The following is a 25,138-nucleotide window of genomic DNA, read 5'->3' as shown; positions in this document are numbered from 1 at the left end:
GATTTCATGACCACATCACTTAACCGCCGCGCGCTATTGGGCTCCTCTGCCGCCGCGGCCGCCATGTACGCGGCGCCGGGTGCCCGGGCGCAGGACGCGGCGCCTCCGCCTATGCCGCCGGTCGAGGCCTATGCCATCCCGTTGGTCGACCAGATCGCTTTGTCGCCCGACGGCAAGCGCGTTGCCGCGGTGACGCAAAGCGGTGATGACAAAATCCTGATTTCCTTCGATATCGCCGACAACAAACCGACGCCCATCGTCATCGGCAAGGAAAAGGTGCGCGACTTGATCTGGGCCGATAATCAACGGGTCATCCTTGTCGACTCGGTGGCCCTGACCCTGCCGCACTTCGGCCCCTACATGCAGGAATTTTCAGAAGCGCGCAGCATCAATCTGGCGACTTCCAAGGTCTACACCTTCTTTGCCCAGCAAAGCAGCGGCGGTAAGCAGGTCGGTTCGATCATGGCCGGCAAGGAATCTCTCTATTATCCGATCGTCATCGGGGAAATGCAGCGCGTCAAACTCAACGGAGAATACCGCGTAACGGCCGCCAATTATCGCGTGGTCGACGAATACGACCTGTGTTTGTTCAGCTTCGGCGGCGACAATGCCATCGGTCAATTGATGGCAGAAGGCTCGACCGATACAGAGAGCTTTGTGGTGACGCCCGAAGGTGAAGTCGCTGGCTTCGCCGAATACGACGATTTCCGCAAGATCTGGCGCCTGGCCTACAACACGACGCTCGGCACCGGCCATCGCAAATTCCAGACGATTTATAAGGTCGAAAACATAGCCCTGCATTCGCCGACTTTGGTCGGACTTGGGCGCGACGGTAAGTCGCTGGTCGTTTACATAGATGCCGGTGAGGCCAGAGGCTATCATGAAATCGGTCCGGATGGGACATTGGGCCCCGTGCTGGATTCCGACCACGTCGGCAAGACGCAAGTGCCTCTGTTCAATCCTGTCACTTTCCGTCTCGCCGGTTTTGCGCGCTACGATAACGGTACGGTCTACGATTATTTTGACCCGCTGCTAAAAAAGCTGCACGATTCCATTCCGCAAGTCATCGGCGACGGCTATCGCTTCTACCCGGTCAGCTATGCCGAAGACCCGCGCAAGATGATCGTCTTCAGCGAAGGCGACGACGACGCCGGCAGCTATTATTTTATCGATTTCACAACGGGGGCAACGTCGAATGTCGGCGTCGATCACCCGGACCTGCCGACCGAATGGATGTCACCGAAGAAGCCGATCAGCTACAAAGCCGCCGACGGCTTGGAAATCCACGGCTACCTGACCTTGCCGCCGTTCAAAGGCAATAAGAACCTTCCCCTCGTGGTTATGCCGCATGGCGGGCCGGAAGCACGCGATTTCAGCGAGTTCGACTGGCAAGCGCAAGTCCTGGCGTCACGTGGCTATGCCGTGCTGCAACCCAACTTCCGGGGCTCTACCGGGTACGGCCAGGCCTTTGTGGATGCCGGCCATGGCGAATGGGGCCGCAAAATGCAGACCGATCTGTCGGACGGCGTGCGCTGGCTGGCAAGCCTAGGTACCATCGACCCCAAGCGCGTGGCAATCCTGGGTGCTTCCTACGGCGGTTACGCGGCGCTTGCCGGTGCGACGATCGACACCGGCGTCTACAATTGCGCCGTATCCATTGCTGGACCTTCAGATCTGGCGGCCATAGTCACTTGGGAAGACAACAAGACTGGGAATAGCGGGTCGGACACGGTTTTGTACTGGAAACAGTTCATGGGCCCGACCAGCGGCTGGGACGCCATTTCTCCGGCAAAACAAGCCGCCAAGGCCTCGTGCCCCGTCCTGTTGATCCACGGCACCGACGATACAGTCGTACCGATCGACCAGAGCCGTCGTATGGAAAGTGCGCTGAAGTCCGCCGGCAAGCCGGTCGAGTTCTTCACCTATCCCGGCCAGGACCACTGGGAAACGGTCGGTTCGTCATCGATCGCCATGATGAAGGCAGCACTCGATTTCCTGCAAAAGCATAACCCCGCTTAGGCCTGCTTACAGCGCCTTGATCTCGACCTTGTGGTCGTCATTGGTCGCCAGCGCATTGCGCAGCCCGTAGACATACGGGGCGGCGGTGATTTCGAAGATGTCGCCGTCCTGGGTCTTGACGCCGTCGGCAAACGAGGCCGTGGCCGTGCCGAAGCAATGGACGTGGACGTCGCCCGGCTGGCGGAACAGCTCATATTTGAAATGATGGTGTTCGAGATTAGCGAAGGTGTGAGACATGTTGTCCTCACCCGAGATGAACGGCTTTTCCCAGATGACTTCGTTGCCGCGCCAGATGCGCGAGGTGCCGCGGACGTCCTTGGGCAATTCGCCGGTCAGGATTTCGACGCCTAGCGAGGCCGGACGCAGCTTCGAGTGGGCCAGCCAGAGATAGTTTTGCTTTTCGGTGACGTGGTCGCTGAATTCGTTGGCGAGCGCAAAGCCCAGGCGATAGGGTGCGCCGTCGTCGCCGATGATATAGATGCCGGCCATTTCGGGCTCTTCGCCGCCGTCTTCGGCGAACGCCGGCGATTCCAGCGCGACATTGGGCCCGACCAGGGTATTGCCATTGCCCTTGTAGAACCATTCCGGCTGAGCGCCGATCGTGCCTTCGGACGGCTTGCCGTTGGCGACGCCCATCAGGAACATGCGCATGGAATCGGTCTGGGTTTCGGCGGCCGCCGCGGCCTTGTGCATCTTGTCGCGGCCTTCGGCGGATCCCAAATGGGTCAGGCCGGTGCCGGTGACGTGGAGGTGAGCGGCGTCCGGGTGATCGATCGGCGCCAGGACGCGGCCTTCCGCCAGGGCCAGGGCGACATCGGCATCATCGCCGAGGCCTTGCGCCGCGATCTGGTCGGCCAGGGATTTACCGGCGGCAATCGCTTTGCGCGCCAGTTCGTAAGTGCTGTCGACCCCCAGGATCACCTTGGCCGAACCGTCGGGCTCGCCCGCCAGAACCTGGCGATCGCCGGACGACGTAACGATCTGGATCAAACGTAAGGCCATGACGGCTTCCTCCTGGGGCAGTGTGTACTTAGGGTGATGCGCTTGGCGGCACCTAATACTCAGACAAATAGACGATTGAGCTAGCTCTTTACGCCATAAATTGGCTTTGTCAAACAGACAATTCAATGTCATGTGTGGACATATGAGAAAACCTGCGAATCCGACGGCGCCGGGCGACGCCGCACAAGACATCAAGGGTATCAGCCGCCGCCTGAAAATGAGCGGTCAGCGTCCTTTGCGGTCCGATGCGCCCCAGGCCGGTTCTTCCGGTCATATCATGTATCAGGGCCGCCTGCACGGCGCCCTGGCGCACCGTCTGGGCGTCGACATCCTGCGCGGCGTCTATAAGTCGGGCGAGATCCTGCCCAACGAAATCGATTCCTCGTCCAGCCTCGACATTTCGCGCTCGGCCTACCGCGAAGCTATCCGCATTCTCGCCGCCAAGGGCATGGTCGAAAGCCGCCCCAAGACGGGCACGCGCGTCACCGAACGCGCGCGCTGGAACCTGCTCGACCCGGAAGTCCTGGGCTGGATGTTCGAGACGGAACCGTCGCAGGACTTCATCAAGGCGCTGTTCGAACTGCGCCTGATCACCGAGCCGGCCGCCGCCGAGTTGGCGGCGCTGCGGCGCACGGATGAAGATGTCGAACAGATGCGTCTGTCGCTCGATATCATGAAGCGCGAAACCCTGACGACCGAGGCCGGCCGCCGCGCCGACCTGGAATTCCACCATACCCTGATCCACGCCACCGGCAACGAAGCCCTCGCCTCGCTCAGCAGCTCGATCGAGGCGGCGGTGTCGTGGACGACTCGCTATAAAGCGCGTCACAACGCCCTGACCCGCGATCCGGTGCCCGACCACGAACGCGTCTGGGAAGCGATCCAGCGCCAGGATGCCGGCGCCGCCCGCTGGTGCATGGAATCGTTGATTCGCATGGCACACGAAGACACCCAACGCACCTTTACCCCCTAGGCGCGAATCAGGCCCTTAAACTGGCGGACCAAATAGGTCTCAGGCCGATCTTGGTGAGCCGGCAGGTCTTCAATGTACAAAATCAGCGCATTCCGCGTTCCCTGAGCGTTATTTTGTACGATATTAGATTTTTGTATTGTCTGACTAATTCCGTCAGGTTATGACGGACGGCAAGATAAAACGCGTTGGGCCAATCCATCGCGAAGCAGGTATGGAAAAGCCGGCGCCAGACCCTGGCGTCATCGGTCACACAAGAAGGTGGTAACATGTCGATAACGAAAAGATTTGCGCTGGCAACCGCGTTCGGCGCCCTGGTGGTTGGTGCCTCGCTGGGCCTGAGCGCCTGCAGCAACAAAGCCAGCGACACGCAAAGCAGCGCCTCCGCCGCAGCCAGCGTCACGGCGACCCGCCTGCCCTTCGGCGCCCTCTCCGACGGCACCAAGATCGAAATGGTCGAGCTGAAGAATTCCAAGGGCGTAACCGCCCGCTTCATCACCTACGGTGCCACCATGCAAAGCCTGCTGGTCCCCGACCGTAACGGCAAGTCCGAGGACATCGTCATCGGTTACGACACGATCGAAGGCTTCGAAAAGACACCGAACTATACCAATGTCACGGTCGGCCGTTATGCCAACCGCATCGCCAAGGGCCACTTCTCGCTGGATGGCAAGGACTATACCCTGGCCATCAACAATAAGCCGAACGCCCTGCACGGCGGCGTCAAGGGCTGGGACAAGCGCGTGTGGACGATCAAGGACGTCACCACCTCCGGCGACGTCGCTTCGGTCACCTTCACCTATACCTCACCCGACGGCGAGGAAGGCTATCCCGGTACGGTCACGGCCGAAGTCACCTTCAGCCTGAACGAAAACAACGACCTGGGCATCACCTACAAGGCCACGACCGACAAGCCGACCGTCATCAACATGACCAATCACGGCCTGTATAATCTGGGCGGCATTCCGGCGACCCGTTCGGCCCTCGATGCCACGGTGAAGATCGAAGCCGACTCCATCCTGCCGGTCGACAAGACCCTGATCCCGACGGGCCAGGAAATGCCGGTCAAGGGCACGCCCTTCGACTTCACCACCGCCGGCGTCATCGCCGACCGCGTCACCTCCAAGGACCCGCAGATCGTCATCGGCAATAACGGCATCGACCACAATTACAACATCCGCGGCGGTTTGACCGCGACGCCGAAACTGGCTGTCACCCTGGAAGACAAGACGTCCGGCCGCGGCATGACGATTTCGACGACCGAGCCCGGCGTGCAGATGTATACCGGCAACTTCCTCGACGGCAAAATTGCCGGCAAGGGCGGCCAGAAACTGACCAAGTATCAGGCCGTGGCCTTCGAGACCCAGCACTATCCCGACAGCCCGAACCACCCGGCCTTCCCGACGACACGCCTGGATCCGGGCCAAACCTACACCTCGACAACCGTCGAGCATTTTTACACGGTACAATAACAAACGATGACCGATACCCCCAAACTTCGTTCGCGAGCCTGGTTCGACAATCCGGAAAATCCGGACATGACGGCGCTATATCTTGAGCGTTATATGAATTTCGGGCTGTCGCTCGAAGAGCTCCAGTCGGGCAAGCCGATCATCGGCATCGCGCAAACGGGGTCGGATCTTTCGCCCTGCAACCGGCACCACATCGTGCTGGCCGATCGCATCCGCGAAGGTATCCGCGAAGCCGGGGGTATCGCCATCGAGTTTCCGGTCCACCCGATCCAGGAAACCGGCAAGCGTCCGACCGCCGGATTGGACCGCAACCTCGCCTATATCGGCCTGGTCGAGGTCCTGTACGGCTATCCGCTGGACGGCGTCGTCCTGACCATCGGTTGCGACAAGACGACACCGGCCTGTTTGATGGCGGCGGCGACCGTCAATATCCCGGCCATTGCCTTGTCCGTCGGCCCTATGCTCAACGGCTGGTACAAGGGCGAGCGCACGGGCTCCGGCACCATCGTGTGGAAAGCCCGCGAACTGCTGGCCTCGGGCGAAATCGACTATCAGGGTTTCATCAAGCTGGTGGCGTCGTCGGCGCCGTCGACCGGCTATTGCAACACCATGGGCACGGCCACGACGATGAACTCCCTGGCCGAAGCGCTGGGCATGCAACTGCCCTACTCGGCTGCCATCCCGGCGCCGCACCGCGACCGTCAGGAATGCGCTTATCTTACGGGTAAGCGCATCGTCGACATGGTGCGCGAGGACCTGAAGCCCTCGGACATCCTGACCAAGGAAGCCTTCGTCAACGCCATCCGCGTCAATTCGGCGATCGGCGGCTCGACTAATGCCCCCATCCACCTCAACGCCCTGGCGCGCCATATTGGCGTCGACCTGAAGGTCGAGGAATGGCAGGAATACGGTGAAGAAGTGCCGTTGCTGGTCAATCTGATGCCCGCCGGCGAATATCTCGGCGAGGATTACCATCATGCCGGCGGCGTGCCGGCGGTCGTCAAGCAGTTGATGAACCAGGGCCTGATCCATGAAAACGCCATGACGGTCAATGGCAAGACCATCGGCGAAAACTGTGGCAAGGCGGTCACCGAAGACGAACGCGTCATCAAGCCGTTCGACCAACCGCTGAAGGAGCGCGCGGGTTTCCGCGTCCTGTCGGGCAACCTGTTCACTTCGGCCGTCATGAAGGTCAGCGTCATTTCGCCGGAGTTCCGCGAACGCTATCTCAACAACCCTGCCGATCCCGAAGCCTTTGTCGGCCGCGCCATCGTCTTCGACGGGCCGGAAGACTATCACCACCGCATTGACGACGAGTCCCTGGGAATCGACGAGCACTGCATCCTGTTCATGCGCGGCGCCGGTCCGATCGGCTATCCGGGCGCCGCCGAAGTCGTCAATATGCGCGCCCCCACCTACCTGCTGGCGCGCGGCATTCACTCACTCGCCTGTATTGGCGATGGCCGTCAGTCGGGAACCTCGGGTTCGCCGTCGATCCTCAATGCGTCGCCCGAAGCCGCCGCCGGCGGCAACCTGGCCCTGCTCAAGACGGGCGACAAGGTACGGGTGGACCTGTTGAAAAACACGGTCGACGTGCAGATTTCGGACGAGGAAATGGCGACGCGGCGTCAGGCCCTGGAAGCGGCGGGCGGGTACCAATATCCGGCCAGCCAGACACCTTGGCAGGCCATGCAGCGCCGTACGGTCGGTCAGATGGATACGGGCGCCTGTCTGGAAGACGCCGTGCCGTTCCAGAGAATTGCTCAAACCCAAGGCCTGCCACGGGACAATCACTGATCCCTTCTCCTCCCTTGCGAGCCCGCAGGGCGAATTGGGGGAGGAGAATAAAGGGAAAAGACCATGCTTCGTTGGTTCGCTTTCGCCGCCGCCCTGATCGCCCTGCCGGCTCATGCCGAGGACAGTTTCCCCGTCCATATCCAGGTCGATGCCGCCGCCAGCCAGGGCAAGGTCGAGCCGATCTGGCGCTTTTTCGGCGCCGACGAGCCCAACTACGCCACCATGAAGGACGGCCGCGACCTGCTGACGTCTCTGGGCGCGCTGTCGCCCGGTCACGTCTATTTCCGCGCCCACAATCTGCTGAGTTCGGGCGACGGAACGCCGGCCTTTAAATGGGGCAGCACCAATGCCTATAGCGAAGACGCCGACGGCAAACCGGTCTATGACTGGCATATTGTCGACCATATTTTCGATACCTACCTGGCGCGCGGCGTCAAACCCTATGTCGAAATCGGCTTCATGCCGGAAGCCCTGTCGACCCACCCAGAACCCTATCAGCACGCCTGGCGGCCGGGCCTCGATTATCGCAACATCAAGACCGGCTGGGCCTATCCGCCCAAGGATTACGCCAAGTGGGAGGAACTGGTCTATCAGTGGGTGACGCACTGCGTGGCGCGTTACGGCCGCACCGAGGTCTCCAGCTGGTATTGGGAAACCTGGAACGAGGCCAATCTCGACTTTTACTGGGGTGGCACGCGCGACGAGTTCTTCAAGCTGCACGACACGACAGTCCGGGCCGTACGGCGCGCCCTGCCCGAAGCCAAGGTCGGCGGTCCTGACGCCGCCGGCACACGCGACGACTATCTCGACGTCTTCCTGGCCCATGAAGCCGCAAGCGCTACGCCGGTCGATTTCATCTCGTTCCATGCCAAGGGCGCCCCCAGCTTCGTCGACGGCCACGTCCGCATGGGCATCGCAACCCAGCTTCAGGTCGCCGACCATGACTTCGCCAGCATCGCCGCCAGCCCCTTCAAGGACAAACCGATCGTTATCGGCGAGTCGGACCCGGAGGGTTGCGCCGCCTGTCAGGGGCCGTCCAATGCCTATCGCAACGGCACCATGTACTCGAGCTATACGGCCGCCAGCTTTCCACGCATCGAAGCCCTGGCGCAGCGCCGCGGCGTGTATTTGCAGGGCGCCCTCACCTGGGCGTTCGAGTTCGAGGACCAGCGCTATTTTGCCGGCTTCCGGCAACTGACCAGCAATGGCATCGACCTGCCGGTGCTCAATGTCTTTCGCCTGTTCGCCATGATGAAAGGAGACCATGTCCAGGCGACGTCCGATCACCAGGCGGCTTTGGACGCGGTTTTGAGCGATGGCGTGCGCAACGCGCCGGACGTCGGCGTCACCGCGACACGTGACGGCGACAAGATCGCGGTCCTGATCTGGCACTATCACGATGACGACCTCACCGGCCCAGGCGCCCAGGTGACGCTTGACGTCGCCCACATGCCCGCGGCCTTCGCCAAGGGCGCGATGGCCGTTCAATATCGCGTCGATGCCACCCATGCCAACAGCTTCGCCGTCTATCAGGCCATGGGCTCGCCGCTGGCGCCCAATGATGCACAATATGCCGCCTTGAAAGCCGCCAGCGAACTGAAGGGCGACAGCGCGCCGGTCGCTATGAAAAGCAAGACCGGCACTCTGAGCTTTGATGTCCCCCGGCAGGGCGTCACACTCGTGATGTTGACACCCGCCGGGTAAAACTACCAAACCATATGGGCTGACACGTCGGCGACACTCGCGCTCGTGACGGTAATGACGTTCGTGCCGCCGAGATTGATCTGGACGTCGCCGCCGACCTGAACGATGTAGGCCGCATGGGCGGTGCCGTGGGTGTAGGCGTTGACATTGATGCTGTCGTTTTGCGCCGCCGAGAAGTCGGTAATCGTATCCGCGCCGCTCGACGTGCCGAACAGGAAGATGTCGGCCCCGCCGTGCCCGGTCAGGTTATCGGCGCCAAAACCGCCGTCGATCGTGTTGACGGCATTATTGCCGATCAGGATATTGGCCAGGCTGTTGCCTGTGGCATTGACGACTGAGGTGCCGTTGATGGTCATATTCTCGACCTGCTTGCCGGCCAGACTGTAGGACACCGAAGAATAGATAATGTCGGTGCCCTCACCGGAGCCTTCCGTAACGGAATCACCGGCATTATCGACGTAGTAGGTGTCGTTCCCGGCCCCGCCCTTCATGGTGTCGGCCCCGCTTCCACCGTTGATGATATTTTCGCCACCATTCCCCATGATGATATTGGCCAAGCTGTTACCCGTGGCGTTGATATTACCTGCGCCCATCAGGGTCAGGTTTTCGATCTGCTGGCCGGCCAGGGTGAAGGTGACGGTTGAATAGACGATGTCCGTCCCGCCGCCTGCGCTCTCGGTAACGGTGTCGCCGGCATCGTCGACGTAATAGGTATCGTTGCCGCCAAATCCGGACATGGTATCGCCACCTACCCCGCCGTCGATGATATTGGCGCCGCCATTACCGGTGATCATATTGTTCAGACCGTTACCGGTCCCGTTGATGGCGCCGCTGCCGGTGAGCGTCAGGTTTTCCAGGTTCGCGCCGAGCGTAAATGTAACCGAGCTCTGGACGGTATCGGTGCCGGCAGCGAAATTTTCATTCACCGTGTCGCCGGTATTATCGACGATATAGGTGTCATTGCCGATGTCACCGGCCATGACATCAGCGCCGATGCCGCCGTCGAGCGTATTGTTGCCGGAGTTGCCATAAAGATTGTTCGCCTGGCTGTTGCCAGTGGCATTAATGGCGCTGCCTTGCAAGTGCAGGGTTTCGACGTAGGTGCCGGCGAGGCCGTACGAGACTGTGGCATAGATGGTGTCGTTACCTTCACCACTGGCTTCGATCACCTGATCGGTAACATCGTCCACAAAGAAGCTGTCATCCCCCAACCCGCCCTTCATGATATCGGTACCGCCCAAGCCGGCAAGGGAGTCATTGCCGGCCCCGCCATCCAGCGTGTTGGCGCCAGAATTGCCGTAGATGGTGTTGTCATGGCCGTTGCCGGTGGCGTTAATATCGGCAACGCCGCTGAGGTAAAGATATTCGACGAAGCGACCGGCCAGGGTGTAGGTGACCTGCGAATAGATGGTGTCTGTTCCCTCCCCGTTCATTTCGATGACATTATCGCCGACATTATCGACATAGAAATAGTCGTCGCCAGCCCCGCCCTTCATGACGTCGGCGCCACCTTGGCCGTCGAGGTGATCGTTGCCGTCCTGACCATTGATGGTATTGACCCCGCCATTGCCATAAATGATATTGTCGGCCGCATTGCCCGTACCGTTGATATTGCCGGAGTCCAGCAAGGTGAGATCTTCGACATTGACGCCCAGGGTATAGCTGACCGAGGTCTGGACCAAATCGGTGCCCTGGTTGGCGTTCTCGATGACCTGGTCGCCGATATTGTCGACGAAATAGCCGTCGTCGCCGAAGCTGCCCTTCATGATGTCGGCGCCCATGCCGCCGTCCAGGTTGTCGTTACCGGAACCTCCGTCCAAGGTATTGACCGCCGAATTGCCGTAGATGGAATTGTTCAGCGAATTGCCCGTTCCGTTGACGGCCGCCGAACCTGTCAGGATCAAGGTTTCGACATAGCGGCCACTCAGCGAATAGGTCACCGAGCTGTTGACCGTGTCGGCGCCTTCGCCGGTCAGTTCGACGACATTGTCCCCGGCATTGTCGACAAAATAGGTATCATTGCCGACTCCGCCGGTCATGGTGTCGGCGCCGGTGCCGCCATCCAGCGTATCGGCGTTGGCACCGGCTGGCACACCGTTGCCCGCCAGCGAAATATTCAACTCGAAACCTGATCCGTTGGGAATGACTACGTGGTTGTAAGCCGCGACTTCGACATAATAGGTGCCGGCCGCCAAGAAGGTGTAATGGAAAAAGGAGTCGGTCGTTGTCGTGCTGCCGCCGCCGCCATCCGTCAGGTTATTATCGTCATCACCACTGACGACAAGTGTGCCGCCGGCATTATAAACGCGCACAAAGGTATCGAGCGAGACAGTGTTGTCGATATCGAATGTCCCGACAACCCCCGCCGCCGTCACCGTGATGGCATACATGCGATAGCTGCCGTCGCCGGTCGAAACGACCGTGGCATGGTCCACAGTGGTTGAGTTTTCGATATTGGCGTCGGCGCGGCGCGAAAAATCGGCGTAACTGATCGCCAGCGCATTGGCGATGGTGTTGTGTACGGGGAGGCCGACATCGATAATGTCCCCACCATCCGATACCCCACCGTTCAGGGTATCCGTTCCGCCGCCGCCCATCAGAACATTGCTGCCGCCATTGCCGGTTATGATATTGGCGACCGAATTGCYCGTACCGTCGATGTTCGCGTTGCCGAGCAGGGTAAGGTTTTCGGAATTTGTCGCCAAGGTATAGGACAGGGTCGAATTGACCGTATCCGTACCTTCGCCACTGGCCTCGGTCACGACATCTCCGACATTGTCGACATAATAGGTGTCGGCACCCGCGCCACCGATCATGGTGTCGGCGCCAGCACCGCCATCCAGGGTGTCGTTGCCGATGCCCGCCGTCAGAATATTGACGCCGCTATTTCCGACCAGAACATTGGGGCCGTTGGTGCCCGTGGCGTTGATATCGGCGGATCCCAGCAGGACGGCATTTTCGATGTTGGTGCCGTTAAGGTCAACGGTGAAGACAGTGGCGATCGTGTCATTGCCCTGGCCCGCATATTCCTGAATAAAATCAGCGGCATTGTCGACAAAGTAAGTGTCGTCACCGAGTCCGCCGATCATGTTGTCAGCGTCACCGCCGCCATCCAGCAGGTCATTGCCGTCATTGCCGGTCAACGTGTTGGAAATTTCATTGCCTACGATCTTGTCATTGCCTGAGCCCCCGATGGCATTTTCAATCAAGGACTGGGTATTGCCCTGATAAAGCAACGCATTGGCGATATTGCCGGGCGCATAATTGACGCCGCCACTATGGGCGCGATTGTTCGCCAGTTGAGCCGTATTAAACGTCGACCAGCCACCGGCGCGCAAATCGATGCTCTGACTGCCGGTGAAATTGCTGAAGTCGTAGGTATCGTTGCCACTACCGTCCCAGACGGTGCGGAAGACCTTATTGCCATCCGGATCGCCTTGGCTCACGCCATTGATAAACATCTCCCCCGTCGTTTCGGAGACTGTGTAGACCGAATCCGTGGCATTGGTCGTAAAATTGGCACCGTAGAGATATTGCAGGGCAGCAATGTCGTCCTGCATGTAGGTTTGCGGCTGATTGAATTGATCGCCTTCGAAAACCACCGCGTTACCTGGATCGGAACGGTAGGTCATCAGCGACCAGGCCTGACCGTCGTGGTCGTGCGGCAAGGCGGCCGTCCCGTAAAATGGTCCCGGACCGTCAAGGTAGCCGCCGACCGTCAAATCGAAGCTCGTATAGTTGTCGTGGCCATGCTTCAACCCCATGGTATGGCCGATTTCATGCATCATGGTCGCCTGGCCCCAATTGCCGATATTGGGTGTCAGGTAAAAGGGTTGATTGGTCTGGCCGAACCAGATGTCGCCGTCTGAGGCGTCGCTGCCGGGGAAATTGCCCTCCGCGGAGGCCTCACTGGTGCTGGAAGTTTGTGAAATACGAATATTACCGTGAACCGTGTCGGTCTCCGTGACCTGGGTAAAGGTGAGACTGGTATAACCCGAAACTAGACCAAAGGCATATTGCGCGGCCAATTGCTGGGCGGCGTTCAGCGGAACCTGATGGAGCGGCAGGTCGGGATTGTAATAGGGCGTGTTGTAATGCGTATTGTCGACCGGGAAGCTATAGGTCAGGTCGGTAATCGACCATTTTGAACCGAACAGGACGGCGTCCGTGTCCTGATTGCCGCTGAAATGCCAGGTGCCATTCTCCTGATACTCAACCAACTTTTCGGTCAGTCCCGGGGCGGATGCATCGGTAATGCCCGTGCGGGCGGCGGCCGTATAGGTTCGCGGCAAACCGTCGTGCGGAGTTCCGGGCAGGACTCCGGGCGCGAACGCGTCCGTTGGACCGAGGCTGGAAACGAGCGGCACATCCTTGACCGCGTAGGTGACCGAAAGATCCTGAACCGGCATGACCGTCACTGGCGCCGGGGGGGCGAAATCCGCCAGGGGAATCATCATGGCTGCGGAATCGCCGCCGTCGATACGGGAAAGTCCGGCGGAGGCCGCTTCGAGATTGAAAAATTTGCGCATGGAATAAGCCTGAATGTTACGGGGGTTTTTGATGAAACTCTACCGATGCAATACATAGCTGCCCGCGCCGCCGCCCAAGCCCGCTGTTAAGTCACGTCCTTGATCTACACCCGATGGAGCGATCGCAAAAGATCATAAAAGTCGGCATTGAAAAGTTAGCCGCAATTTAGCCGCAAACCCTCAAAGACTTCCGTCTTGACACCGGTGTCACAATATTGCCTATTGCCATGAGGCCTCGGGTATAATTTGATGCCGCCTATATAAAATCAGGACGGAGACGTACATGGCAACGGACAAGGAGGCGGTCACCACGGCCGCCGCGCAGCGGGCTGGCAATTATCGCTGGGTCATATGCAGTCTGTTGCTGGCGGCGATTGCCATCAATTACGTCCATCGTCAGACGATTGCCGGCCTTAAGGAACCCCTGTCGCAGGAGTTCGGCTGGGATGAAAACGGCTATGCCAATGTCGTCTTCTGGTTCCAGGCCGCCTATGCGCTGGGCTATGTGGCGTGGGGCCGCATCCTCGACAAGGTCGGAGCCCGGGTCGGCTACACGGTCGCCTTTTCCATCTGGACCCTGGCCCACACCTTGACCGGCGCCGTCACCTCCGGCTTTCAGTTCATCCTGGCCCGCGCCGCTCTGGGTATCGGCGAATCCGGCAGCTTCCCGTCCAGCATCAAGGCCGTGACCGAATGGTTCCCGCAGCGCGAACGCGCTTTGGCAGCGGGCGTCTTCAACGCCGGCTCGAATATCGGCGCCATTATCGCCCCCCTCGTCGTGCCGATGATCGCGCTCGGTGTCGTCAACATGAATTTCGGCTCGGTCAAATTGCACATGGACGGGCTGGGCTGGGGCTGGCGCGGCGCCTTCTATCTCACCGGCCTCGCCAGCATGATCTGGGTCGTCGTGTGGTGGCTGGTCTATCGCCGGCCGACCGAGCACACCAAGGTCGGCGCCGCCGAACTGGCCCTGATCCAAAGCGACCCGGCCGACAAGGTGACGCAGGTGCCGTGGCTGAAGCTCGTATTCGTCAAGGAAACCTGGGTCTTCGCCCTGGCCAAATTCATGATCGATCCGATCTGGTGGCTGTACCTGTTCTGGCTGCCCGACTTCATGCATAAGCGTTACGGCCTCGATATCAGCTCGTTCGGTCCGCCGATCGTCGCCATTTACCTGCTTTCCGATATCGGCAGCGTGGCCGGCGGCTGGCTGTCCTCGACCCTGATCAAGCGCGGCCTGTCGGTCAATGCGGCGCGCAAGATCACCCTGTTTGTCTTCGCCCTGATGGTCCTGCCCATGCTGTTCGCCCAAGGCGTTCATGACCTGTGGACGGCCGTGCTGATCATCGGTTTGGCGGCAGCGGCGCACCAGGCGTTTTCGGCCAATGTCTATACCTTGCCGTCTGACCTGTTCCCGCGCTCGGCGGTCGGCTCGGTCATCGGTATCGGCGGCATGGCTGGGGCGATCGGCGGCATGTTCATGTCGAAATTCGTCGGCTTCATCCTGGAAACCACGCACAGCTACGAGATCATTTTCGCCATCGCGGCCTTCACCTATCTGGCGGCCTTCGGCGTCATCCATCTGCTGAGCCCGAAGCTTAAACGCAACGAGTTCATCCCCGAAGTACTGTAATACCGACGACCCATGAGTCACGCTCATGGGTCGTTCATATAATACGAAATCCTAAACCTTTCCGGGTAGCTTGACAAAAAAGTCAGCGTACTACGGAGGTTTTCATCATGTCGATCCGCGCCCGGATTCTCGCCCTGGTGGGCTGTTTCGCCGTCATGGCCATGGCGGTGACCGCCTTGGGGCTGGTCACCATCGCCGACTATAACCGCATGATGAAAAGCTACGACCACGCCTATGACAGTGCGTGGCGCGGCGAACGGCTCAATCACATGGTCAGCAATGTCGTGATGGAAACGCGCGGGCTCTACATCGCCCGCCAGCCCGAAGAACTGGCCGGCTTCGTCAAGGGATTGAACGAAAGCCTCGACGACATGGAAAGCCTGCTGAGCGAATGGAACACCATGGCTCCGCCTGTCGACCGGCCGCAGCTGACATCCATCAGCAACGACGCGACGCGCTTCATCGCCGTACGCCGCGAAGTGGCGCGCCTGGCCAGCTCCGGCCATGTCGAAGATGCCTACAATCTCAGCACGGGTAATCGCCCGGAGCGCATCGCTTTCCAGACCAAGGTCGAAAACCTGGTCCAGACGACGCGCACCAACCTCGCCGCCGCCAAGATCGAAGCGGGCAACTACAGCGACAAGCGCGCCAGCGACTTTTTCCTCACCGCCCTGATCGGGATCGTCATGATGATGGGCCTGACCGTGTGGATCGTCTCGCACTTTATCACCGGGCCATTGCGCGCCATTGCCTCGGCCATCGTGCGCACGTCGCAGGGCGATTATAATGTGCCCATGTCCGCCCGTGGCGGCACGGACGAAGTGTCCAGCGTTTGGCAAGCCCTGGCCGTGCTCAAGGAGCGCTCCGTCGAGGCCGAGCGGCTGGCGGCGGCAAAACGCGAAGCCGAGCATCGGGAAGAGCTCAAGCTGCGCGAAATCCTTTTGGACTAATGCCAAGGGCAGATCCCCGCCGTCGGCTTACAAAATGGCGGGCGGCGAGATTCGGAGTAGCTGTGGCCCTGTTCCAGGAAAACCCGCACTCCGAATGGCGAACCAGCCACGTACAAAAAGTAATATAATACCTTTGTTGAGGGGCGGCAGGTATGCATCGGCTAGACACCGGCCGAGCCATTTATGACCATGAACGGCCGGCGGTTTGACATTCGGAGTGTGGGTTTTCCTGGAATCGGGCCACAGCTACTCCGAATCTCTTTCGGCGGCCGACGGCAACGGGGCAAACCCATGCGCCCTTGGTTTAAGCCAGATCGCCCAAGCGGCGGTAAATGGTGCTGCGGTGGATATTGAGACTGCGGGCGGCGGCGCTGACATTGCCATTATGCGCGTCCAGGGCTTGGCGGATGCTCGACAATTCGATGTCTTCCAGGCTCAGTTGCGGCGCGGCGGGTCCGATCGGAGCGTGACCATCCATCTGGGCGAAAAACTCGCGGCCGTCATGGGTGCGCAGCCGGCTGGATGTCAGGCCTGAGTCAAAAATATCGTCGACGCGCATTTGATCCAACCCATCCCAGCTCCTGCCGACCAGGGACAGGCCGCGGCGGTTGGCGGCGACGACCACCCCGTCCTTCACCACCAATATGCCTTCGCGGGCGACACCCAGCAGGTTGGGATCGGTCTGAAACCGCAAGGTCTCGCAACCATCGAAGCCGCCACGGAACAGCCGGTGTTCGATCTGTTCGACAGCCATGCGCACCATGCCGAGCACGTGACCGTTCTGCTGTGAGGCCGGCGAGGAGATGTCGAGCACGCCGACAATGGCGCCGCGCGGATCGATGATCGGCGTGGCGGCGCAGGTCAGGCCTTCGTGACCGTGGAAATAGTGTTCGGCGCCGTTGACGACGACGGCGCGGCGCTYAGCCAGGGCCGTGCCGATGGCATTGGTGCCGGTGCCGTCCTCCGACCATTGGGCGCCCGGCCGTAAAGCCACCTGAGCGGCCTTGTCGGCAAAAGTGGCGTCGCCGACAGCGTCGAGGATCTCGCCCCGGGCATTGGTGAGGATAACGATGCCGGAAATTTCGCGGGCTTCGGTATAGAGAGCGTCGAGCTCCGGCCGACAGATGCGGCGCAGGGCTTCGTGCTTTTCCTGCAGCAGCCGCAGTTCGGAAGCGGTCGGCGCATCGATCGCCGGCAAGGCTTCGGCATCAAGGCCCATATCGGCGCAGCGGATCCACGAACGCAGCACCGCGTGGCCGATGTGGTCGACCGGCAAGCCCTTGCCCGCGAAAAAGACTTCGCGCGCCTTTTGAATCTGTGTCGGGTCGGGTGTGGCCAAACCGGGTTTCCTGCTGGAGTGTCGCAGTTTGCGACAGTCGACTTTTTGCTGTCGTTTCAAGCGACAGGGTAGCGCTGCAAAGCGAAAAAAGTCCATCGAAAATGCCGTGATTGGACTGAGACAAGGTGTCCCGCCCTTGCCCGAAATTGCCTCAGGGCGCAGCCTTTCTCCATAAGACGCGGCATATCGGCCGCTCAATACAGGAGGATATCATGACGAAATTCGAACGCCTGATCGAAGCGGGCACACCGTTCAAGACGCGCTACGGCAATTTCATCGGCGGCGAGTGGATCGAGCCCGTCCAGGGCCGCTATCTCGACAATATCTCGCCGGTCAATGGGCTGAAAATCTGCGAAGTACCGCGCTCGTCGGCCGAGGATATCGAGTTGGCGCTCGACGCTGCGCACAAGGCCAAGGACGCCTGGGGCCGCACCAGCGTCACCGAACGCTCCAACATCCTGCTGGCCATCGCCCAACGCATCCAGGACAATCTCGCCGTTATTGCCGAAGCCGAGACCTGGGACAACGGCAAGCCGCTGCGCGAAACGACCCATGCCGATATTCCGCTGGCCGTCGACCATTTCCGCTATTTCGCCGGCTGCATCCGCGCCCAGGAAGGCGGTATTTCCGAGCTCGATCACGATACGGTCGCCTATCATTTCCATGAGCCGCTGGGCGTGGTCGGTCAGATCATACCGTGGAACTTCCCCATCTTGATGGCGGCGTGGAAGATCGCTCCGGCGCTGGCCGCCGGTAACTGCATTGTGCTCAAGCCGGCCGAGCAGACCCCGGCTTCGATCCTGGTGGTGATGGAATTCATCCAGGACCTGCTGCCGCCGGGCGTGCTCAACATCGTTTCCGGCACCGGCCTTGAAGCCGGCAAGCCGCTCGCGACCAGCCCGCGGATCGCCAAGATCGCCTTTACCGGCTCGACCGCCGTCGGGAAGGCGATCATGGGCTATGCCTCGAACAACCTGACCAATATTACGCTGGAACTGGGCGGCAAGTCACCGAACGTCTTCTTCGCCGACGTCATGGCCGAGGACGACGCCTTCCTCGACAAGGCCATGGAAGGTTTCGCCTTCTTCGCCCTGAACCAGGGCGAGGTCTGCACCTGCCCGTCGCGGGCCCTGGTGCAGGAATCGATCTATGACCGCTTCATGGAGCGCGCCATCAAGCGCGTCGAGGCCATCACTCAGGGCGACCCGTTGCACCACGGCACGATGATCGGCGCCCAGGCGTCGCAGGAACAATATGACAAGATCCTGCGCTATCTCGAAATCGGCAAGAATGAAGGCGCCAAGGTGCTGACCGGCGGTGAGGCCAATATTCTCGACGGCGATCTGAAGAACGGTTTCTATGTCAAACCGACCATCTTCGAAGGCAACAATTCGATGCGCGTCTTCCAGGAGGAAATCTTCGGGCCGGTCGTGTCGGTGACGACCTTCAAAACGGTCGAGGAAGCCATCGAGATCGCCAATGACACGATCTATGGGTTGGGAGCCGGTGTCTGGACGCGCGATATGAACTTGGCCTATCGCACCGGGCGCGGCATCCAGGCTGGGCGCGTCTGGACCAATTGCTATCACCAGTATCCGGCGCATGCGGCCTTCGGCGGTTACAAGCAATCGGGTATCGGGCGCGAGAACCACAAGATGATGCTGGAACACTACCAGCAAACCAAGAATCTTTTAGTCTCTTACGCGCCCGCCAAGGTCGGCTTTTTCTAAGTTTCGGGGTCGAGGGGACATGTCCCCTCGCCTGTTCTAATAAAGATATGCCCGCCTCTTCGCAGAGGCGGGCATATCTTTCGTCGCAAGGCGGTTAGGATTACATCTTGTCGATCATATCCTTGTGGGATTGCAAGGTCGGCAGGGTGTCTGCGGCGAATTGCTTCAGAGCCGCATCAGTGCCGTTCTTGGAATAGTTATCGAACAGGCTGACAGCGTCGCCGTGGGCATCCTTCTGGGCGCTGATATAGGCGTTGTCGAAGTCGTCGCCCTTGGCCTTCGCCTTCAGGTCGTCGAGCTTCTTCTGGTGATCATCGTCGAGCGCGGCCGGCGCCGTGACGGCGGTGTCGGTGGCCAGGACCGTCTTGAAGGCCTTGCCGGCCTTGGTGTGGTCATCGACCATCTGCTGAGCAAACGTTTTGACGTCGGCACGGGTACCTTGCTTCAGCGCCAGCTTGCTGGTTTCGATCTCGAACATATTGGCGATAGCGGCCTTGGTGGTGAAATCCTGCGGGCTGTCGGGCGTCACAGCGTCAGAAATGGCGGCACCGGCATCGGAGACGGCGGCACCAGCGTCCGAGGCTACGCTCTCGGCGGTGTCGCTGGTTTTCGGGGAACAGCCGGCCAGGGCGCCGACGGCGGCAACCAGGGCAATTGCGGAAATGGCGGCCTTGATGGGGGATTTGAAGTTGGTCATGGAGGTATCCTGTAGGCGGGGTTAATCGTGGGGCGGACGCTATCAGGGCCGTCATAAAAACGCGGGGCGGTAATCGCCATGGCTTGCAAAGAGTTGGTAAGAGCCGCGCTTTCCCCTTCCCCTTTCGCCACGGACACCCTATATTGTTGGTGTCGGGTTTCGGCCCGACTATGGGGATAAACGCCCACGTAATAAGCGAACTGGACCCGGGTGCGATTCCCGGCGGCTCCACCATCCCTCTGCTTTTATGAGGATTTTTATGGGGCCGATCAGCATCGACAGGCGTGTAAAGGTGAAGCTTTCCCTCAGTGTGAGGCTCTGTGATCGCCTCATTTTTTAACTGCGAACGATAACTTCGCTCCGGAAATGGCTCTCGCCGCGTAATGCGACGGGTGTGAATTCCACGCCTACAACTCCTGGAGATTAAGCCCTCCAGGCGGGGCCCGGCAGGCGCCTTGCAACAGAAGCCTGCCACTTCACCACATTATGAGCGCCTGCAAACGCCCGACCGGGCGTCGGCGCTATTGCGCCGCCCTCGCGGAGGCCCTCGGCCGTGAGCGGGAAAATGCCGCCTGGCAACAGAAGCCTGCCACTTCACCCTATCTTAAAATACCATGGTTAAGGTCGCGGCATGAAAGCCAGCGATTTCAAAGCCGTGTTAACGCCTCCCGTCCTTATCGGGCTGGCGATTTTCGCCATGGTGATGTGGCCGTCGATCGTCCTTAACGACTCAGACTCCTGGTGGCACGTCTCGGCCGGCGACTGGATGATCGCGCACCGTGCCGTACCGCATGTCGATCCGTTTTCCCTGACCTATGCCGGCAAGCCGTGGACGGCCCATGAATGGCTGTCCGAAGTGCTGATGAGCCTGGCCTTTTCGCTGGCGCAGTGGCGCGGCCTGATGCTGCTGACCGCCGCGGCCTGTGGCTTGAGCGCCGGGCTGCTGGCGCACGAGGCGGCGCGGCACATGAAAGGCCTGCCGTTATGGCTAACCGTTTTGGGCGGCTTGACTCTGGCCGGGCCGCACCTGCTGGCGCGGCCGCATATCTTCGTCACGCCCCTGATGGTGCTGTGGTTCGCCGGCCTGCTCAGGGCGCGTGAGGAGAATCGCGCGCCAAAATGGTGGCTGCTTGCGCCCATGCTGTTATGGGCCAATATGCACGGCAGTTTCATCATTGGCCTGGCCATGATCTGCCCGTTCGCCCTTGAGGCCCTGCTGGGCGCCGCACCTGCGCGACGCACATCGGTTATCTTGGGGTGGGGCGGCTTCGGCCTTGCCGCGCTCATCGTCAGCCTGATCACCCCGTTCGGCCTCGAAGGCTTGCTGTTTCCGATCAAGCTGATCCTGATGCCCGGCGTCACCGGCATCCAGGAATGGTCACCCCTGGAGCTCAACAAGCCCCAGCCGCTGAGCGTCGCCGTCCTGGCCCTGGTCATCGTCTGGTTCCGCCAGAAACCCAGGATCGGCATCATTCGCGGGCTGACCCTGCTGGGCCTCCTCTATATGAGCCTGTCCAGCCAGCGCCACGAACTGATCCTGGGCATGATGGCCGTGCTGACCCTCGCCAAGCCGCTGGGCGACAGTTTCAATCAGACCATAACCCCTGCTGAAAAGCTCAACCGTCCTGCCTTGGCTGTCGTTCTCGCCGCCGCCGTTGCGCCTTTGGTCGCCTTGCGCCTGCTGGTGCCGATGAATGAGCCGATCAACGCCAAGAACCCCTACGCCGCTATCCGCGCCGTGCCCGCCTCGCTGAAGTCGCAGCCGGTGTTCAGCGCCTACAGCTTCGGTGGCTACCTTATTCATGCCGGCATCCGCCCCTTTGTCGACAGCCGCGCCGATATGTATGGCCCGGTTTTCCTCAATCACTATGCCGATATATCCTCAGGCAAACCGGCCGATCTGGCGCCGACCCTGCAGCAGTACGGCATTACCTGGACCATCCTGAAGCCGAACGATCTGGCTGTCCGGGCCATGGACCATATGCCGGGTTGGCATCGCCTCTATGCTGACGACCGCGCCATTGTCCATGTCCGCGACGGCGTGCCAATGCCCTAGCCGGCGCGCTAAATTTAGGCTTCACAGCAATTTGCTGTTCCGTTTACGGACGGGCGTGCTAAGTCTCACCGCAGTTGCACAATAAACACGAAGGTGGCTATGTCCGAAGAGCAGATCATCGTCGATCAGATGGATTATGCCGGCATGACGCAGAACGCCCTGCGCGGCGTCATCCGTCAGGCCCTGTTGCGCGCCGCCGCACCGGCCGGCCTGCCCGGCGAGCATCATTTCTACATCACCTTCCTGACCCGGGCGCCCGGCGTGTCGATCCCGCCCGACCTGCTGGCGCGTTACCCCTTCGAAATCACCATCGTGCTGCAGCATCAGTTCAAGGACCTGCGCGTCACCGACGATTTCATGCGCGTGACCCTGACCTTCGGCGGCGCCCCCAAGATCCTGACCGTGCCCTATGGCGCCATTACCCGCTTCCATGACCCGCACGCCCAGTTCATGCTGGAATTCGAAGTCGACGATCCGGCCGCTCTGACCCAGGACCTGGACGCTATCGACGGCGAGACCGAAGAGGCGCCGGAAACGCCGAAGGCTGATATCGGCGCTGACATTGCCGAGATCGTCGCCGAAGCTGAAAAGCCGGCGGCCGGTGACGACGCGCCCAAGATCGTATCGCTGGATCAGTTCCGCAAAAAATAGTCTGGTCAAAAAATAGTCTGGTGCCGTCGGAAAAAGACCGACTCATGTCGCAAGAATCGCCTAGAATTTCGGCATACTCCGCGCATACCGCGACCGTCGCCGGTTTAGGATAGGTTTCGCGGCAAAAATCGGCTTTGCGCATCGGGATTTGGCACAGAATGGCTTGGCGAATTGACTTCGTGACGGCAAGGCGAACCGTTATGGCGGCCTTGATCACAGTGCTGGCGGGCGCCCCCTTCGCCGCCGGGCCGGCCGTTACGCAACAGGCCGAGACGGCAACCTCCGCCGTCGAGCCGGTTCTGCGTCCCTTCGTCCCGCCGGCTTCGGTTTCAGCGTCTGCGTCGTCGCCCACCCCGCCATCGGTCTCGTCAGCTTCCAGCAGCGCATCGAGCGCGGCGCCGAAAAAGCCAAAACCCAAACCGGCGGTCACGACGTCGACCGGCGCCTCGTCGCCGAAACCTGTTGCACCGCTTCCAGGACAGCCCCTGCCCTATGGCACCACGGTCGCCAGCACGGCGCCGGCCAAGCCGGCGGTCGTGGCGCCCGCTCCCGTCCTGCCGATCCCAGCGCCGGTAACGCCCGGCGTCCATGGCGCCACAACGCCGATCAGCGCCGACGACATCGAGACCTTTACCGACTCGGTCGTGCGCACCCTGATGCAGCGCGACCACGTGTTGGGCGTCACTGTCGCCGTCGTCCAGGGCAATACGCCCATCCTGGTCAAGGGCTACGGCTATGACCGGCTATCGCCGGCGCGCCGTGTCGATCCCGGCAACAGCCTGTTCCGCATCGGTTCGGTGACCAAGACTTTTACCTGGATCGTAGCACGCCAGGAAATCGAAGCCGGCCGCATCAAGCTCAATGCCCCGATCGCCACCTATCTGCCAGCCGACATTTTCAGTGAGGACCGCCGTTACAAGCCGCTGACCCTGGCCTCGCTGATGGACCATACGGCCGGTTATGAAGACACGTCGCTTGGCCATCTGTTCCAGCTGAACGGCGCGCACATGGCCAGTATCGACACCTATTTCCGCCGCCACAAGCCACGGCGGGTGCGCAATCCCGGCGAATTCAGTTCCTACTCCAATTTCGGCGCCGCGATGGCCGCCAGCGCCCTGACCCAAACCGCCAAGGCCAAGGACGTACCGAGCCTGATGGAGGCGCGCATCTTCCAGCCGCTGGGCATGGATCATACCTCCCTGCGCGAACCCTATCCCACCGAGCTCAGCCAGGCCGAGAACCTGCCTGCGCCGTTGTCCGGTGTCCTGACTCAAGATCTGTCGGACGGCTTTATCTGGGACGGCGCCACCTATGAGGCGCAACCCTTCGACCACGCCCTGCCGCTGTCGGGCGCCCTGGGGGGTTCGTCGACTGCCAAGGACATGGCGCGCTTCATGGCCCTGATGCTCGGCAACGGCCAGATCGACGGCATCCAGCTCTATAACCCCGACTCGGCGCGCGCCTTCCGCACGCCGATGCTGAAAATGCCCGAGGGCTATAACGGCTGGGCATCGGGCCTGGTCATCCGCCAGAGCCCGTCGGGCTACACGACCTACGGCCATGGCGGCGCCACCTTGTGGTTCAATTCCAACCTGGTCATCGTGCCGGAGCTCAATCTCGGCATCTTTATCAGCACCAATACCCAAACCGGCGCCAATATGGCCGAAAGCTATCCCAATCTATTGCTCGACCATCTGGAAGGCGATCTGGTGCGGCCACCTTTGATGCCGACCGCCAACATGGCCTATGCGGGCCACAAGGATTATTACCAGGCGCTCAAAGGCCAGTACGTCGCGACGCGGCGCGCCTATGGCGGGCTGGAAGGCGCCATTACGCGCCTGATCAACACGGTCGAGGTCAGTGTCGACCAGGATGGCCGCCTTATCCTGACCACCCAGAACGGCATTTCAGCCTTTGTGCCGGCCAGTGCCCAGGGCTTCTTCAATCAGCAGGACAGCGAAGACCCCGGCCCGGCGCAACAAACCGGCGGGCTGCACTTCATCTTCAATACCGCCGGCACCCAGGTCGCCGCGTTCGAAACCCAGACCAATCTCGGCCGCTACGAGCGTGTCGGCTGGATCCATAGCCCCGAGACGGTGGGCCTCCTAACCCTGTTCATGATCGGCACCTGCGTCGTGGTGTGGATATCCCTCGCCAAGGGTCCGTCGCGCCATGAGCGGCCGACGACCGAACAGGCGCGCGCCTCGATCGTCTCGGCGGGCCTCGCCCTGTTGTGGATCGTGGCCATCTTCACCTTCAATTCGTGGAAGTCGCATCTGGCCGACAACCCGACATCGCTGTTTACCCATTGGCCCAGCGGTCAGGTGCAACTGGCGTCATGGCTGGCCCTGGTCGCGACGCTCGGTACGCTCTATCAGGCGGCCACCTACTATTTCGTCTATAACGAAAACGGCCGCTATGGCGAAGGCTGGGCCTTGTGGCAGAAGATCGCTCACGCCTTGCTGCTGGTCTATTGGCTGTTCTACATCGCCGTACTCGGTTTCTGGGGCGCGCTGGAACCGTGGAGCTGGTGAGCCAAGCTCATTGAAGTTTGATTTTTTCTGATCGATGGTTGGGACCTGGTTCTAA

At 60.7% G+C, this 25,138-nt stretch carries 15 protein-coding genes and 1 other RNA gene; 12 read left to right on the top strand and 4 right to left on the bottom strand.

Annotated elements, in window-relative coordinates; genetic code table 11:
- Positions 1–6: 6 nt before the first annotated feature.
- Entirely contained in the window at positions 7–2,019 is a 2,013-nt protein-coding gene (locus AC1DX3_RS11560; RefSeq protein ID WP_476989430.1) for an alpha/beta fold hydrolase, read from the top strand.
- A 6-nt stretch (positions 2,020–2,025) separates the two neighbouring features.
- Here AC1DX3_RS11560 and araD1 read toward each other — a convergent pair whose 3' ends face one another.
- The gene (araD1, locus tag AC1DX3_RS11555) at positions 2,026–3,021 is read right to left on the bottom strand and encodes an AraD1 family protein (RefSeq protein ID WP_476989429.1); all 996 of its coding nucleotides are present in this window, start codon (positions 3,019–3,021) and stop codon (positions 2,026–2,028) included.
- A 142-nt stretch (positions 3,022–3,163) separates the two neighbouring features.
- Here araD1 and AC1DX3_RS11550 point away from each other — a divergent pair, with 142 nt between their 5' ends.
- From AC1DX3_RS11550 to AC1DX3_RS11535, 4 genes are all read left to right on the top strand, one after another.
- Positions 3,164–3,994, top strand: coding sequence for a FadR/GntR family transcriptional regulator (locus AC1DX3_RS11550; RefSeq protein ID WP_476989428.1), 831 nt, complete (start codon positions 3,164–3,166; stop codon positions 3,992–3,994).
- A 266-nt stretch (positions 3,995–4,260) separates the two neighbouring features.
- Positions 4,261–5,463, top strand: a complete 1,203-nt coding sequence (locus AC1DX3_RS11545) for an aldose epimerase family protein (protein WP_476989427.1) — start codon at positions 4,261–4,263, stop codon at positions 5,461–5,463.
- Positions 5,464–5,469: 6 nt separating this feature from the next.
- Positions 5,470–7,260: an IlvD/Edd family dehydratase gene (locus tag AC1DX3_RS11540; protein WP_476989426.1), complete on the top strand. Its 1,791-nt coding sequence runs from the start codon at positions 5,470–5,472 to the stop codon at positions 7,258–7,260.
- Between the two features lie 63 nt (positions 7,261–7,323).
- Positions 7,324–8,964, top strand: coding sequence for a GH39 family glycosyl hydrolase (locus AC1DX3_RS11535; protein ID WP_476989425.1), 1,641 nt, complete (start codon positions 7,324–7,326; stop codon positions 8,962–8,964).
- Between the two features lie 2 nt (positions 8,965–8,966).
- Here the strand turns inward: AC1DX3_RS11535 and AC1DX3_RS11530 are convergent, their stop codons facing one another.
- The gene (locus tag AC1DX3_RS11530) at positions 8,967–13,493 is read right to left on the bottom strand and encodes a M10 family metallopeptidase C-terminal domain-containing protein (RefSeq protein WP_476989424.1); all 4,527 of its coding nucleotides are present in this window, start codon (positions 13,491–13,493) and stop codon (positions 8,967–8,969) included.
- Between the two features lie 283 nt (positions 13,494–13,776).
- Between AC1DX3_RS11530 and AC1DX3_RS11525 the strand changes: the two genes are divergently transcribed.
- Both AC1DX3_RS11525 and AC1DX3_RS11520 read left to right on the top strand, forming a co-directional pair.
- A complete protein-coding gene (locus AC1DX3_RS11525; protein ID WP_476989423.1) occupies positions 13,777–15,126 on the top strand; it encodes an MFS transporter in 1,350 nt (449 codons plus the stop codon).
- 107 nt (positions 15,127–15,233) lie between these two features.
- Positions 15,234–16,076 (top strand): methyl-accepting chemotaxis protein, encoded by an 843-nt coding sequence (locus tag AC1DX3_RS11520; RefSeq protein WP_476989422.1) that lies wholly within the window; start codon positions 15,234–15,236, stop codon positions 16,074–16,076.
- A 304-nt stretch (positions 16,077–16,380) separates the two neighbouring features.
- Here AC1DX3_RS11520 and AC1DX3_RS11515 read toward each other — a convergent pair whose 3' ends face one another.
- Complete coding sequence (locus AC1DX3_RS11515; RefSeq protein WP_476989421.1) at positions 16,381–17,415, bottom strand: GAF domain-containing protein; 1,035 nt, start codon at positions 17,413–17,415, stop codon at positions 16,381–16,383.
- Positions 17,416–17,627: 212 nt separating this feature from the next.
- Between AC1DX3_RS11515 and exaC the strand changes: the two genes are divergently transcribed.
- On the top strand, positions 17,628–19,145 hold the full coding sequence (gene exaC / locus AC1DX3_RS11510; protein ID WP_476989420.1) for an acetaldehyde dehydrogenase ExaC: 1,518 nt from the start codon (positions 17,628–17,630) through the stop codon (positions 19,143–19,145).
- Positions 19,146–19,245: 100 nt separating this feature from the next.
- Here the strand turns inward: exaC and AC1DX3_RS11505 are convergent, their stop codons facing one another.
- Positions 19,246–19,842 carry a DUF4142 domain-containing protein gene (locus tag AC1DX3_RS11505; protein ID WP_476989419.1) on the bottom strand — a complete coding sequence of 199 codons (597 nt, stop codon included), beginning with the start codon at positions 19,840–19,842 and terminating at the stop codon, positions 19,246–19,248.
- 112 nt (positions 19,843–19,954) lie between these two features.
- Between AC1DX3_RS11505 and ssrA the strand changes: the two genes are divergently transcribed.
- The 4 genes from ssrA (at position 19,955) to AC1DX3_RS11485 (ending at position 25,083) form a co-directional block, all read left to right on the top strand.
- Positions 19,955–20,318: a transfer-messenger RNA gene (ssrA, locus tag AC1DX3_RS11500) on the top strand.
- Positions 20,319–20,473: 155 nt separating this feature from the next.
- Positions 20,474–21,898, top strand: a complete 1,425-nt coding sequence (locus AC1DX3_RS11495; RefSeq protein ID WP_476989418.1) for a hypothetical protein — start codon at positions 20,474–20,476, stop codon at positions 21,896–21,898.
- Positions 21,899–21,997: 99 nt separating this feature from the next.
- Positions 21,998–22,549, top strand: a complete 552-nt coding sequence (locus tag AC1DX3_RS11490; RefSeq protein ID WP_476989417.1) for an SspB family protein — start codon at positions 21,998–22,000, stop codon at positions 22,547–22,549.
- Between the two features lie 200 nt (positions 22,550–22,749).
- A complete protein-coding gene (locus AC1DX3_RS11485; RefSeq protein ID WP_476989416.1) occupies positions 22,750–25,083 on the top strand; it encodes a serine hydrolase domain-containing protein in 2,334 nt (777 codons plus the stop codon).
- Positions 25,084–25,138: the final 55 nt, after the last annotated feature.

The organism is Asticcacaulis sp. P2_B1 (assembly GCF_056404915.1).
This window is presented reverse-complemented; position numbering and strand designations above follow the sequence as displayed.

Bases quoted from the DNA above. Each gene is read 5' to 3' on its own strand.
- AC1DX3_RS11560 (WP_476989430.1), top strand. From the start codon at position 7: ATGACCACATCACTTAACCGCCGCGCGCTATTGGGCTCCTCTGCCGCC.
- araD1 (WP_476989429.1), bottom strand. From the start codon at position 3,021: ATGGCCTTACGTTTGATCCAGATCGTTACGTCGTCCGGCGATCGCCAG.
- AC1DX3_RS11550 (WP_476989428.1), top strand. From the start codon at position 3,164: ATGAGAAAACCTGCGAATCCGACGGCGCCGGGCGACGCCGCACAAGAC.
- AC1DX3_RS11545 (WP_476989427.1), top strand. From the start codon at position 4,261: ATGTCGATAACGAAAAGATTTGCGCTGGCAACCGCGTTCGGCGCCCTG.
- AC1DX3_RS11540 (WP_476989426.1), top strand. From the start codon at position 5,470: ATGACCGATACCCCCAAACTTCGTTCGCGAGCCTGGTTCGACAATCCG.
- AC1DX3_RS11535 (WP_476989425.1), top strand. From the start codon at position 7,324: ATGCTTCGTTGGTTCGCTTTCGCCGCCGCCCTGATCGCCCTGCCGGCT.
- AC1DX3_RS11525 (WP_476989423.1), top strand. From the start codon at position 13,777: ATGGCAACGGACAAGGAGGCGGTCACCACGGCCGCCGCGCAGCGGGCT.
- AC1DX3_RS11520 (WP_476989422.1), top strand. From the start codon at position 15,234: ATGTCGATCCGCGCCCGGATTCTCGCCCTGGTGGGCTGTTTCGCCGTC.
- exaC (WP_476989420.1), top strand. From the start codon at position 17,628: ATGACGAAATTCGAACGCCTGATCGAAGCGGGCACACCGTTCAAGACG.
- AC1DX3_RS11505 (WP_476989419.1), bottom strand. From the start codon at position 19,842: ATGACCAACTTCAAATCCCCCATCAAGGCCGCCATTTCCGCAATTGCC.
- AC1DX3_RS11495 (WP_476989418.1), top strand. From the start codon at position 20,474: ATGAAAGCCAGCGATTTCAAAGCCGTGTTAACGCCTCCCGTCCTTATC.
- AC1DX3_RS11490 (WP_476989417.1), top strand. From the start codon at position 21,998: ATGTCCGAAGAGCAGATCATCGTCGATCAGATGGATTATGCCGGCATG.
- AC1DX3_RS11485 (WP_476989416.1), top strand. From the start codon at position 22,750: ATGGCGGCCTTGATCACAGTGCTGGCGGGCGCCCCCTTCGCCGCCGGG.